This is a genomic window from Brucella lupini (assembly GCF_002252535.1).
GTDB classification, from domain to species: Bacteria; Pseudomonadota; Alphaproteobacteria; order Rhizobiales; family Rhizobiaceae; genus Brucella; species Brucella anthropi.
This window is the reverse complement of record NZ_NNRN01000062.1, coordinates 504,810-517,404: the sequence shown is the minus strand read 5'-3', so window position 1 is coordinate 517,404 and position 12,595 is coordinate 504,810. Positions and strand designations below refer to the sequence as shown.

Sequence of the window (12,595 nt, the reverse complement as noted above, 5' to 3'; positions counted from 1 at the left end):
CCGGAGGGCCCTCTTTTGTCGGGGCTAACATTTTTTAATAAGCATATGGGAGTTTTCAATGGTTCGCGGATTCTTGATGACAGGCGTTTGCCTGATGGCGCTAGCCGGTGCCGCATCGGCAGAAACAGTGCTCAACCGGGGCAACGATACTGATCCCGCCACGCTGGACCAGCACCATACAACCACCGTTTCGGAAAACCGTGTTCTGCGCGACCTTTATGAAGGTTTGTTGGCGCAAAACGAGAAGGGCGAAGCCATTCCCGGAGCGGCTGCATCGTGGGATATTTCCGAAGACGGCCTCACCTACACATTCCATATGCGCGAAAATGCCAAGTGGTCGAACGGCGATCCCGTAACTGCTGGCGATTTCGAGTTTTCCTTCCGCCGCATCATGGACCCGAAGACGGCTGCCGGCTATGCCAGCGTCCTCTACGCCATTAAGAATGCCGAGGAAGTTGCCACCGGCAAGATGCCGGTCGATCAGCTTGGCGTGAAGGCGCTTGACGACAAGACGCTGCAAATCACTCTCAAGAACCCTGCCCCTTATTTCCTCGAACTTCTCACTCATCAGACCGGTTTCCCGGTCAACAAAAAGGCTGTCGAGAAGTTCGGCGACAAGTTCACCCTGCCCGGCAACATGGTGACCAATGGCGCCTATACGCTTGTCAGCTTCACTCCCAATGACAAGATCTCCATGAAGAAGAACCCGAATTACTGGGATGCTTCCAATGTGAAGATCGATGCGGTGAACTGGATACCGTTCGAGGATCGCGCAAGCTGCATGCGCCGCTTCGAGGCGAAGGAAGTCGATATCTGTTCCGATGTTCCTGCCGAACAGATGGACTATGTGAAAAAGAACCTCGGCGGTCAGTTCCGCCTCGCTCCCTATCTTGGCATCTATTATGTCGACATCAAAGGCGAGCCATCGAGCAAGCTGCGCGATCCGCGCGTGCGCAAGGCCATATCGATGGCCGTCGATCGTGAGTTCCTCGCCAATGAAGTCTGGCGTGGCGTGATGCTGCCAGCCAGTTCCATGGTGCCGCCCGGCATTGCGAATTACGTCAAGGACGCGCCGAAGCTGGATTTCGCCGACGAAGATGTGCTGGACCGCGAAGATAAAGCCAAGGAATTGCTGCACGAAGCCGGTGTCCAACCGGGTGGCCTTTCCGTGACGCTGCGCTACAACACCTCGGAAAACCACAAGAATACCATGGCAGCGCTTGCCAACATGCTGGGCAATATCGGCATCAAGGCAACGCTCAACGAAGTCGAAGGCGCCACCTTCTACAACTACCTTCAGGAAAAGGGGATGTTCGACATCACCCGTGATGGCTGGATCGGCGATTACAACGATCCGAATTCGTTCCTGGAGCTTTATACCACCGGCAATTACTTCAATTATGCCGAATGGTCGAACAAGGATTACGACGCGCTGATGGCGAAATCCGCAACCACGACCGATCTCGCCGAGCGCGCAAAAATCCTCGCTGAAGCAGAGAAGATACTGCTCGGGGACGGGGCCGTCGTGCCGCTGATGTATTATTCGTCCACCGCTCTCGTTGCCGACCGTGTTCAGGGTTACGAAGATAACCTCATGAATTCGCACGGCACGCGCTGGTTATCGACAAAGAACTAAAAACAAAATGAAACACGCCCTTAGTGGGATTTGCCGGATCGTTCAAAGCGATCCGGCAAAGAAGGGAAAAGAACATGCTGGGCTATACGCTCCGACGATTGGGTAGTGCGATACCCACGATATTCATCATCATCACGCTGACGTTCTTTCTGATCCGGCTTGCGCCCGGCGGACCTTTTGACCTTGAAAGGCCGATTGATCCACTGATCCTGGAGAACCTCAAGAAGGCCTATAATATGGATGCGCCGCTGTGGCAGCAGTATCTGATTTATCTGGGCAATCTTCTGCACGGCGATCTTGGACCGAGCTTCACGCGACGCGACTTCTCGGTAAACGATCTTTTCGCTTCCGGCCTGCCGGTTTCGATCATGCTCGGCACACTCGGCCTGACGCTTGCAGCGATCATCGGAACATTCCTCGGCACGCTGGCGGCATTGAAGCAGAACTCAGCTGTCGACTATTTCGTCGTTGCGCTGGCTACATTCGGCATCACCACGCCCAACTTCGTCGTGGCCCCTCTCCTCAGCCTTCTGTTCGGTGTCATTCTCGGATGGGTTCCGGCGGGCGGCTGGTCTTCGGCCAATATAACCTACTGGATATTGCCGGTCCTGACGCTTGCATTGCCGCAGGTCGGCGTCATTGCGCGTCTCGTGCGTGGCGCGACGATTGAGGCATTGCGCGCCAATCACGTGCGCACCGCCCGCGCCTATGGCTTGCCATCGCGTGTGGTCGTGGGCGTGCATGCCTTGCGTGCCGCCATGCTCCCCGCCGTCTCCTATCTCGGCCCGACGGCTGCAGCCCTGCTCACAGGTTCGGTCGTGGTCGAGACGATCTTCGGCATTCCCGGCATCGGTCGTTACTTCGTGCAGGGCGCGCTTAGCCGCGATTACACCCTCGTCATGGGAACCGTTGTTGTCATTTCGGTCTTCGTCGTGGTGTTCAACCTGATCGTCGATCTTCTTTATGCATGGCTTGATCCGAGGGTTCGCTATGACTGATCTTACTGTACCGACGGAAACAGCCCGGCTGGAAGTTCCGAGCCGCTCGCTCTGGCAGGACGCATGGTTGCGCCTGCGCAAGAACAAGGCTGCCGTGGCAAGCGCTATCGTCCTTTTTCTGATGGCTTTTCTGGGCATTTTCGGCCCGATGCTGAGCCCGCACCCCTATGATAAGATTTATCCGCAGTTCGTGCGTGTGGCACCGAGCCTCGAAGCCTATCCGCGTGAAGATACAATCATGCCGGGTCTTGAACGCGAACTTGCCCGGGCGCGGCTGAAAGCTGCCGGCGAGCCGGAACTGAACGGCAACAATGTCGTTGTCGACTTTACCGCACAGCGTCCGACGGACGAGCGTGTGCTGCGTTATTTCCAGCGCTCCGACCTGTTCAGCAATCCGAAAATCGAGATCGCTACTGACGGGCTGTCGGGCAAGCTGACCCTCGACGTGGCGCGTAATTATTTCCTGCTCGGCACCGATAATCTGGGCCGCGATCTGATGACGCGCATCTTCATCGGTGTGCGCATGTCGCTTGCCATCGGCCTGCTTGCCTCGGCGATGGCACTGGTTCTGGGCGTGTCCTATGGCGCTGTCTCCGGTTATCTCGGCGGGCGCATCGATAATGTGATGATGCGGCTCGTGGATATTCTCTATTCGCTGCCCTTCATCTTCTTTGTGATATTGATGCTCGTCTTCTTCGGGCGATCCATTTTCATCATCTTCATCGCCATCGGCGCGACGGAATGGCTGGATATGGCGCGCATCGTGCGCGGACAGACATTGAGCCTCAAACGTCAGGAATTTGTGCAGGCTGCGGAAGCGTTAGGCGCGACACGGCGCGGTGTCATCACCCGCCACATCATTCCGAATGCGCTCGGCCCGGTCATCGTTTTCGTGACGTTGCTGGTGCCGAAGGCAATCCTGCTCGAAAGTCTCCTCTCCTTCCTCGGTCTCGGTGTTCAGGACCCCCTCACCTCTCTGGGGCTGCTGATTTCCGAAGGTGCCCAGAACATGCGCGGCGCAAGCTGGCAATTGATCTGGCCTGCCGCAACGCTGACCATCATCCTGTTTGCGCTGAACTTCCTTGGCGATGGCCTGCGCGACAGCCTTGACCCGAAGGATCGCTGAGATGACGAGTGAAAACATTCTGAGCGTGCGCGACCTGAAGGTCACATTCGACACGCATGACGGTCCGGTAGAGGCAGTGCGCGGCATCAATCTTGATGTCAAAGCTGGTGAAACCATCGCCATTGTCGGCGAGTCCGGTTCAGGCAAGAGCCAGACCACCATGGCAATGATGGGCCTTCTGGCCCAGAACGGCAAGGCAACCGGCCAGGCGCTCTATCGCGGTCAGGATCTGATCGGCATGTCCGAAAAGAAACTGAACAATATCCGCGGCGCAAAGATCACCATGATCTTTCAGGAGCCGATGACGTCGCTCGATCCGCTTTACCGCATCGGCGACCAGCTTGCCGAGCCGCTTCGCTATCATCGCGGCATGAACAAGAAGCAGGCGCGCCCGCGTATTCTTGAACTGCTCAAGCTGGTTGGCATTCCGGAGCCTGAGCGCCGCATCGACAGCTATCCCTATGAGCTGTCGGGCGGGCAGCGTCAGCGTGTCATGATCGCCATGGCGCTCGCCAACGAGCCGGATATCCTGATTGCGGACGAACCGACGACCGCGCTAGATGTCACCATTCAGGCGCAGATTCTCGATCTTCTGGCCGATCTGCAGAAGCGGCTGGGCATGGCGGTGGTCTTCATCACGCATGATCTCGGCATCGTGCGGCGCTTTGCCGACCGGGTCTATGTGATGCGTTCGGGCGAAGTGGTTGAAACCAACGAAACGGAAAAGCTCTTCACCGCACCGGAGCATCCCTATACGAAGATGCTGCTCGATGCGGAGCCGGAAGGCGAAAAAGCCCCTCCCCGTGACGACGCGCCGGTGCTTGTTCGCGCCGACAATGTGAAGGTCAATTTTCTTATCAGCAAACCGTGGCTCGGCGCTGCGAACTATCTCACCGCCGTCAACAATGTCTCGCTGACATTGAAAGAAGGCCAGACCATCGGCATCGTGGGTGAATCCGGTTCCGGCAAGTCCACGCTCGGTCGCGCTATTCTGCGTCTTCTCCCATCAGAAGGCCGCATCGCTTATCTCGGCAAGGAATTGCCGACGGAATCGCAGGCGATGCGTCCGAAACGCCGCGAATTGCAGCTCGTTTTTCAGGATCCTTTTGGCTCGCTCAGCCCGCGCATGACGGTGGGACGCATCATCACCGAAGGGCTTCTGATCCACGAACCGAACCTTTCGGCGAAAGAGCGTGATCGTCGCGCGCAGGAGGCCCTGCGGGAAGTCGGCATGGACCCGGCCATGCGTAATCGCTATCCGCACGAATTTTCCGGCGGCCAGCGCCAGCGCATCGCCATTGCGCGCACGATGATCCTGAAACCGCGCGTGATAGTGCTCGATGAGCCGACAAGCGCACTCGATCGTTCGGTGCAGAAGCAGATCGTCGCCCTGTTGCGCGACCTGCAGAAAGACCACGGCTTGTCCTATCTCTTCATCAGCCACGACATGGCGGTCGTGCGGGCCGTTTCGGACTATGTGATTGTGATGAAGAACGGAAAGATTGTCGAACAGGGCGATACCGAACAGGTCTTCGATCACCCGCGCGAAGATTATACCAAGGCTCTGATGGCGGCGGCGCTCAGCGAAGAGCGCTTCGGTACGTGATGTAATGACGGAATGAAAAGCGAAAAGGGCCTGATTTCAGGCCCTTTTCATTTGAAAGAAGCTCAAGCGACGCTGTGCAGTTCGGTGCAGACCTTGTTGCGGCCCAGATGCTTGGCACGATAGAGCGCCGCATCTGCCCTGCGGAAGGCCGTTTGGAAATCTTCGTTACCCGGCATGCAGAAAGCGATGCCTGCGCTGGTCGTCGTTGAAAAATCTCCAGCCGAAGCCTCGAACACGATCGCCGAAAAGGCTTTCCGGATCGTGTCGGCCAAGGCAAGAACATCGCTATTGTGTTTCTGCCTCAGGATCAGAACGAACTCCTCACCGCCGATGCGGGAGATGAGAGCCTGACCTTTGACATGACTACGCAGAACGTTGGAGAACGTGTACAGCACTTCATCCCCGACGATGTGGCCATGCGTATCATTGATGGATTTAAAAGCATCAAGGTCGAAGATCACGACTGAATCCCCGAGCTGCAGTTCATTATCGTCCAGCACGTCATAAAGCGCGCGCCGGTTCAGCAATCCGGTCAGGCTGTCGGTACGCGCCTCGTTGGCATGACGACGCGCAATGCGCGACTGGGTGAAATTCAGCGACAGCGCGCCAATACCCGTAATGCCTATGATGGCGGTGATGGCATTGATATCTTCGGCCCAATTGCTTGGGATCGTAGTCATGACCCACTGTTGTTGATGCAGGATGAAAGCGCCGCACAGAAAGAATGAAATCGCTGTCAGGGTATAAAGAACGATCATGCCAATGACCGGGACCGGCGCTTCCCGATAGACATGGAAATATTCTTTCGCCGTCAGCAGGAGCAACAGGGCCGAAGTCAGGTTGAAGATCGCCGTGCCGGTGCCCGTCTGCCCGGCCAGAATAGGCAGCGTGGTTGCGCATATGACGGCAATCGCCAGAACGACCAGAAAGCTCCGTTGTATCGGACGTCCGGAAATCTGCCGTGACCCGACAATCAGGAAGATGAAACCGACGCTCTCCAGAGCGAAGGCGACAATGGAGGCCGTAGCCAGCGGCAAAGGCCCCGCATAGTAAAGTACTGCCCCCGTGCCGAGCAGGATCATGCCAAGGCAGCCCCAGAGCAGAAATTTGTCACGCGAGTTCTGATACCAGACGCTGAGAATCGTCAGCCCTACTGCCAGAGAGCAGATACCTGTCGCAAAAAACAAAGTGTTCTGGTCGAGTCCCAAAGCTGCACTTCCCCCGCTGCATAGCCAAGTGTAGTTCAGCTCTTGATAATAAGCGATAAGCAATATGTTTAAATCGATCAACCATCGGTCGACATGATGCCATATCTATACAGAACAGATGAGCTATGGTTAATAATCGCCATACATGGCTTTGGTAAAAGAGGTCGAGATGTTGAAAATTGCATTGCTGGCAAGCAGCCTGACACTTCTTGCAGCACCATCGTCTTTCGCCGACGAACAGACAATCGAAGGCGTGGGCCTCGGCAGGGAAATCACCTGCACCTCCGGCGATGTCGGGATTTACGGTGCGGAGAATAACGTCAAGCTCAAGGGAGAATGCGGCCATGTCACCATACATGGCGTTTCTCATACAGTGACGTTCGAAAACGCCCGGAAGCTTTCGGTATCCGGCACGGACAACACGGTTTCGGGCGGAGCAACGCAAAATCTGATCGTTGAAGTGTCGAACAATCAGGTAACCGCCACCTTGAAGAAAGGAACGGACCCTTCAATTCTGGAGGTTTCCGGCGCGGAGAATATCGTCAACGTGAAGGTCGATGGACCTTCGCAATTCGATGTCAGCGGCGCGAACCATCAGGTGACCTGGTCGCTTGCAGGCGGTTCCGCCGAACCGACAATCTCGATCTCCGGCGCCGATAACGATGTAACCAAGGCTGAATGAAAATGATCTGCGCGGCACCGCGATCTGGCGCCGCGCAGATTATCGATTTCAGGCTTCCAGCGAAGCCATATCGATGACAAAGCGGTAGCGTACGTCGCTCTTCAGAACGCGTTCATAGGCTTCGTTGATCTCCTGAATGTTGATCTTCTCGATTTCCGAAACGATGTTGTGCTGGCCGCAGAAGTCCAGCATTTCCTGTGTTTCCTTGATCGACCCGATCATCGATCCTGCAAGCGACTTGCGGCCGGGAATGAGCGAAAACGCATGCACCGGCACCATGTCTTCGGGAACGCCAACGACAACCATCGTTCCGTTTACCTTGAGCAGGCCAAGATAGGCATTCCAGTCGATGGCGACGCCAACCGTGCAGATGATGAGATCGAACGATCCCGCCAGCTTTTCGAAAGTGGTCGCGTCGCTAGTCGCATAATATTCATGAGCGCCGAGCTTGAGGCCATCTTCCTTCTTGGAAAGTGACTGGCTTAGAACCGTAACATGCGCACCCATGGCATTGGCGAGTTTGACGCCCATGTGTCCGAGTCCGCCCATGCCGACGATCGCCACACGCTTGCCGGGACCTGCATTCCAGTGACGCAGCGGCGAATAGAGGGTGATGCCTGCACAGAGCAACGGTGCTGCCGCATCGAGCGGAAGATTGTCAGGCATGGAAAGGACATAGCCTTCCTTGACGACGATATGGTCGGAATATCCGCCCTGCGTCCGCGCCTTTCCTTCGGTGTCGAAGGTGTTGTAGGTCTGGATGAGGCCCGGAAGATAATGCTCATTGTCGACATCCCGGCTGGCGCAGCCAACACAGGAATCCACGAAACAGCCGACGCCTACCTTGTCGCCGACCTTGAACTTGGTAACCGCATCACCGACCGCGGTGACGACACCTGCGATTTCGTGCCCCGGAACGATGGGATAAACTGCGTTCTTCCATTCATTGCGGACGGTATGGATGTCGGAATGGCAAACGCCGCAATACTGGATCGAGATGACCACGTCATCTGCATTGGGCTCGCGCCGTTCAAAAGTGAACGGAACCAACGGCTCATCTGCATCCGTAGCAGCGTAACCTCTTGCTATGGCCATGATAGACTCCATTTATTGGATTGGGGAAGCAGGCAGAATATGCCGGAAGCAAGGGCAGAAGCGGTAGACCGATCCTGCAAGCTTCTTGCACGATCCTGCAAAACTGCCTGCTTCACGATTGCCGATGCATGCCTGCCTGATCAATAATTGCTGTATTCTATCTCATCTGAAGCGGATCACCTATGACGTCACTGAACGACACCTACGAGGAACTTGCCGCGCTGGCGGAGCGTTCCACCGCACAGGACGGTGAATACCGAACGCCGATCGAAGGTCTGGGGATCAGCAGGCGGACGACGCCGAGCATACCGTGCCACAGCAGCTATCGGCCCTGTCTCGCCATGGTGTTGCAGGGCGCGAAATCCCTGCGCCTCGGCTCTGAGACGATCAACTATACCAAGGGCGAATATCTGGTGACGTCGCTGGACCTGCCCGTCACATGGCGGGTGGTTGAAGCTAGCCCGGAAGCACCACATCTGTGTCTGGCGCTTGCCATCGACAGCGAAAAGCTCACCGACCTGATCGGGCGCGCCGACGTTCGCAGGCACGTGATGGCAGATGGCGATCAATGGGGCATTACCGTCAATGCAGCGCCTGCTGGACTGCTGGATGCGGCTCTGCGCCTGCTGCGCCTTCTTGACAATCCCGAGGATATTCCGGTGATGGCCCCCCTGATCGAACAGGAAATCCTTTATCGCCTTCTGACTGGTCCCGGCGGCGAGCGTTTGATCAACATCGCAACCGCCGACAGTCAGGCCAACCGGATAGCGCGGGCCATCGGGTGGCTTCGGCAGAACTTCGCAGCGCCATTGCGGATTGAACAGCTTGCCGAACACGTCAATATGAGCGCGTCGTCATTTCATCATCACTTCAAGGCGATTACGGCAATGACGCCGGTTCAGTATCAAAAGCAACTGCGTCTGAACGAGGCACGCAGGCTGATGCTGGTCGAGCGTCTGGATGCTGGTACGGCTGGCCATCGCGTAGGCTATCAAAGCCCGTCACAGTTCAGTCGCGAATATAGCCGCTTCTATGGAAACCCGCCGATGCGCGATATCGAAGCGGCTTAGATAGCAGAACGGCGGAACTTTCGTTCCGCCGTTCTATTGTTAGTGCCCCTGGCTGTTGCGGACCGCTGCGACATCTGTCGCCTTTACCGGCCCTGCGCTGTTACCCCATGCCGAGCGGACGAATGTTGCCAGTTCGGCGACTTCATCATCCGACAGGCGGTCGGCATAACCCTGCATCACCAGACGCATCGGACGCTTCGCCGTGGACGGAACCTCGGCTCCATGCAGGATGATCGAGATCAGCGGTTTCGTCTCCGAACCTGTCACAAGATCATTACCGGAAAGCTCAGGAAAGATTTCCGGCGCGCCTTTGCCCGTCACGAAGTGGCAGGCGGCGCAGTTATCGATGTAGAGACGTGCGCCCAGAGGCATATCCGGAGAAGCTTCCGTCAGCATCTTTGTCGTTGCTTCACCGGCCGCATCGGCCGGAGCCGCTGGCAGCGCCATCGACGCCTTTGAAGCGAAGCTCTGCGGCACTTCGACAGCCGCACCGTCGATCCCCTTCAGGAAAGCGGCCATCGCCAGATTGTCTGCATCGGTGAGATGCTGCAGCGAATGCTCGACAGCGAGGCCCATTTCGCCATTGGCTGTTGAATGGGAATTGCGGCCTGTTGCGAGATAGGTTGCCAGCTCCTCGATGGACCATTTCTGCGGAGCGGAATTGGCACCGCGCAGAGACGGCGCATTCCAGCCATCGACAACACCGCCGGTTAGGAAGTCCTTGTCACCGACCTGCGTGCCGCTCTGCGCCATCAGCGGATTGCGTGGGCTGTGGCAGGCAGCACAGTGTGCCGGTCCTTCGACCAGATACTGTCCGCGATCCTCTGCTTCCGACTTGCCGGCGGCCTTGAAGCCCGCTTCCTGGCCTAGAGCAAGCCAGTTCCAGGCGCGAATGCCGAAACGCATGTTGAACGGGAAGCCGAGCTTGGTTTCCTGAACGACATTGTTCACCGGCTCCACCTGATGCATGAAATAATCATACAGAGCGCGGACATCTTCTTCCGTCAGCTTGCGATAGTTCTCATATGGCATTGCTGGATAAAGATGCGAGCCGTCGGCACGAATGCCATCATAGAGAGCGGCGCGAAACTGATCGAGTGTCCAGTTTCCAATGCCGGTTTCCTTATCCGGAGTGATGTTGGTCGTCCAGATCGTACCCATCGGGCTTGCAATCGGGCGGCCACCGGCAAAGGGCTTGCCGCCTTCCGCCGTATGGCAGGCCATGCAGTCGGAGGCATACATGACATATTCGCCCTGCCCTTCGGCAGGCTTCCAGTCTGCGGCCAGTTCCTTGGTCGGTTTAGTCAGTTGTACCGGCACGAAGATGAAGGCCAGCAGTGCGACAATACCGATGACGACCAGAGCGCCGATTATGCGAAGAAAAGTTTTCATCACCATTCTCCTCAGATCAGCGGACGCGGATTGGACAGATATTGCGTGCGGATCGCATGCGCAGTCGAATAGGCAAGCCCGCCGAGCAGGCCTGTCGGATTGTACTGCGTGTTCTGCACGAAATTGCCCGCGCCGGTCATGAACACATTGTGCTTGTCCCATGCCTGCGAGTAGCGGTTGACCACGCCCTCACGCGGGTTTTCCGACATGCTATGGCCACCCGTATTGTGCGTCGTCTGATAGGGACGCACGTCATATTGCGCGCCTTCCTTCTTGAAGGACGACTGCATCAGGTCCGGGTTCATCGTCTTGGCCAGTTCTTCCATCTTGGTCTTCATGTACTGGGTCATCCGGATATCATTCGGATTCCAGTTGAAGGTCATGCGCATGAGCGGGCGACCGTGACGATCCTTGTAGGTTGGGTCCAGATCGAGATGGTTGGTCCTGTAAGCCATATGCGAGCCATGGCTGCCGATGGACATGGCATGGCCATACCATTCAGCAATTGCCTTCTTCCATGCACCGCCCCAGCCCGGCGTACCGGACGGCAGTGGCATGCTGCGGATCGGCTGGCCGTTGGTCTGGCCTGCGCGCCAGTACGAACCGCCGATGAAGCCTTCTCGTCCGAAATCGATCTGGTTGACACCGAAATCGTCGATGCACATGCCGTTCGCGCCGGTGCCGATGAACGGATTGAACTCTTCATCCTTGAAGAAGAGCGTCACACCGCCATTCATCTGATAGGCATAATTACGCCCGGTCACACCTTCGCCCGTTGCCGGATCGTATGGCTGGCCGATGCCGGAAAGCAGCGCCAGATGCACGTTGTTGAGCGAGAAGGACGCAAGAATAACGATATCGGCGGGCTGGAACACTTCCTCCTGCGTCGCCTCGTCAAAATAGGTCACGCCCGTAGCCGTCTTGCCGTCTGGCGCCATCTCGACACGCAGAACTTCCGACTCCGTGCGATAGGAGAAGTTCGGCATGCGCTTCAGCGCATCGAGGATTGCTGTCTGAGGCGAAGACTTGGAATACTGGTAGCAGCCGAAGCGCTCGCAGAAACCGCAATGGTTGCACGGTCCCATCTGCATGCCATATTCATTGACATAGGCCGTCGACGCGATGCCGCCGGGCGACGGGAACGGATGATACCCCATGCCCTGCGCGGCATCGGCAAACTTCCGGCCGTCCCAGGTCGTGTGCATCGGTGGCATGGGATAGTCGTTTGAGCGCCATCCCTCAAACGGATTACCGCCTTCGGCGATCTTGCCCTTGAGGTTGCCAGCCTTGCCGGAAATACCGGCAATACGCTCGAAACGGTCGAAGAACGGTTCCAGCTCGTCGTAATGGATCGGATAATCGCCCAGAAGCATGTCTTCCGGAATGATCTGTTCGCCCCAGCGTTCCTGCACATAGGAGCGCAGGCGCAGCTCTTCCGGCTGTGGACGCCAGTTCAGGCCGTTCCAGTGCGTGCCCGCTCCGCCAACGCCGTTACCAGGCAGAAACGAACCAAAACTGCGATACGGCAATGCAACTTCATTCTCGTTGCGTCGGATCGTGACCGTCTGCTGGCTGGCGCGCTGCATCAGCTTGAGGCGCACGCCATATTTCAGCTCATCGATCATGTTGGGATACTTGAAATCGGGGACCGTGTTCTGGTCGTGACCGCGCTCAAGCGCAACGATTTCAAGCCCTTCCTGAGCCAGTTCCATGGCCAGAATAGCGCCGGTCCAGCCGAGGCCGACAACGACCACGTCTTTTTTCTTTTCCTGACGTGCCATT

The 12,595-nt window shown here is 57.0% G+C and carries 10 protein-coding genes; 6 read left to right on the top strand and 4 right to left on the bottom strand.

The window, feature by feature from the left end:
- Nucleotides 1–58: 58 nt before the first annotated feature.
- The 4 genes from CES86_RS25880 to CES86_RS25865 all read left to right on the top strand — a co-directional run bounded on the left by CES86_RS25880 (nucleotide 59) and on the right by CES86_RS25865 (nucleotide 5,366).
- Nucleotides 59–1,636 carry a peptide ABC transporter substrate-binding protein gene (locus CES86_RS25880; RefSeq protein WP_012092993.1) on the top strand — a complete coding sequence of 526 codons (1,578 nt, stop codon included), beginning with the start codon at nucleotides 59–61 and terminating at the stop codon, nucleotides 1,634–1,636.
- Between the two features lie 74 nt (nucleotides 1,637–1,710).
- On the top strand, nucleotides 1,711–2,634 hold the full coding sequence (locus CES86_RS25875) for an ABC transporter permease (RefSeq protein WP_010658798.1): 924 nt from the start codon (nucleotides 1,711–1,713) through the stop codon (nucleotides 2,632–2,634).
- Nucleotides 2,627–3,760: an ABC transporter permease gene (locus tag CES86_RS25870; protein ID WP_094515769.1), complete on the top strand. Its 1,134-nt coding sequence runs from the start codon at nucleotides 2,627–2,629 to the stop codon at nucleotides 3,758–3,760. Before CES86_RS25875 ends, CES86_RS25870 begins: the two co-directional genes overlap by 8 nt.
- Before the next feature lies 1 nt (nucleotide 3,761).
- Nucleotides 3,762–5,366, top strand: coding sequence for an ABC transporter ATP-binding protein (locus tag CES86_RS25865; protein ID WP_012092994.1), 1,605 nt, complete (start codon nucleotides 3,762–3,764; stop codon nucleotides 5,364–5,366).
- 62 nt (nucleotides 5,367–5,428) lie between these two features.
- On the opposite strand, the gene CES86_RS25860 is transcribed toward CES86_RS25865, so the two are convergent.
- The gene (locus CES86_RS25860; RefSeq protein ID WP_094515768.1) at nucleotides 5,429–6,574 is read right to left on the bottom strand and encodes a GGDEF domain-containing protein; all 1,146 of its coding nucleotides are present in this window, start codon (nucleotides 6,572–6,574) and stop codon (nucleotides 5,429–5,431) included.
- Nucleotides 6,575–6,743: 169 nt separating this feature from the next.
- Here CES86_RS25860 and CES86_RS25855 point away from each other — a divergent pair, with 169 nt between their 5' ends.
- Nucleotides 6,744–7,256: a DUF3060 domain-containing protein gene (locus CES86_RS25855; protein ID WP_094515836.1), complete on the top strand. Its 513-nt coding sequence runs from the start codon at nucleotides 6,744–6,746 to the stop codon at nucleotides 7,254–7,256.
- A gap of 48 nt (nucleotides 7,257–7,304) precedes the next feature.
- Here the strand turns inward: CES86_RS25855 and CES86_RS25850 are convergent, their stop codons facing one another.
- Nucleotides 7,305–8,351 (bottom strand): NAD(P)-dependent alcohol dehydrogenase, encoded by a 1,047-nt coding sequence (locus CES86_RS25850; RefSeq protein WP_094515767.1) that lies wholly within the window; start codon nucleotides 8,349–8,351, stop codon nucleotides 7,305–7,307.
- Nucleotides 8,352–8,533: 182 nt separating this feature from the next.
- Between CES86_RS25850 and CES86_RS25845 the strand changes: the two genes are divergently transcribed.
- Nucleotides 8,534–9,421 carry an AraC family transcriptional regulator gene (locus tag CES86_RS25845; protein ID WP_094515766.1) on the top strand — a complete coding sequence of 296 codons (888 nt, stop codon included), beginning with the start codon at nucleotides 8,534–8,536 and terminating at the stop codon, nucleotides 9,419–9,421.
- Between the two features lie 39 nt (nucleotides 9,422–9,460).
- Here the strand turns inward: CES86_RS25845 and CES86_RS25840 are convergent, their stop codons facing one another.
- Both CES86_RS25840 and CES86_RS25835 read right to left on the bottom strand, forming a co-directional pair.
- Nucleotides 9,461–10,813: a cytochrome c gene (locus CES86_RS25840; RefSeq protein WP_094515765.1), complete on the bottom strand. Its 1,353-nt coding sequence runs from the start codon at nucleotides 10,811–10,813 to the stop codon at nucleotides 9,461–9,463.
- A gap of 11 nt (nucleotides 10,814–10,824) precedes the next feature.
- Complete coding sequence (locus CES86_RS25835) at nucleotides 10,825–12,594, bottom strand: GMC family oxidoreductase (protein ID WP_036586263.1); 1,770 nt, start codon at nucleotides 12,592–12,594, stop codon at nucleotides 10,825–10,827.
- Nucleotide 12,595: the final 1 nt, after the last annotated feature.

Bases quoted from the DNA above. Each gene is read 5' to 3' on its own strand.
- CES86_RS25880 (WP_012092993.1), top strand. From the start codon at position 59: ATGGTTCGCGGATTCTTGATGACAGGCGTTTGCCTGATGGCGCTAGCC.
- CES86_RS25875 (WP_010658798.1), top strand. From the start codon at position 1,711: ATGCTGGGCTATACGCTCCGACGATTGGGTAGTGCGATACCCACGATA.
- CES86_RS25870 (WP_094515769.1), top strand. From the start codon at position 2,627: ATGACTGATCTTACTGTACCGACGGAAACAGCCCGGCTGGAAGTTCCG.
- CES86_RS25865 (WP_012092994.1), top strand. From the start codon at position 3,762: ATGACGAGTGAAAACATTCTGAGCGTGCGCGACCTGAAGGTCACATTC.
- CES86_RS25855 (WP_094515836.1), top strand. From the start codon at position 6,744: ATGTTGAAAATTGCATTGCTGGCAAGCAGCCTGACACTTCTTGCAGCA.
- CES86_RS25850 (WP_094515767.1), bottom strand. From the start codon at position 8,351: ATGGCCATAGCAAGAGGTTACGCTGCTACGGATGCAGATGAGCCGTTG.
- CES86_RS25845 (WP_094515766.1), top strand. From the start codon at position 8,534: ATGACGTCACTGAACGACACCTACGAGGAACTTGCCGCGCTGGCGGAG.
- CES86_RS25840 (WP_094515765.1), bottom strand. From the start codon at position 10,813: ATGAAAACTTTTCTTCGCATAATCGGCGCTCTGGTCGTCATCGGTATT.
- CES86_RS25835 (WP_036586263.1), bottom strand. From the start codon at position 12,594: ATGGCACGTCAGGAAAAGAAAAAAGACGTGGTCGTTGTCGGCCTCGGC.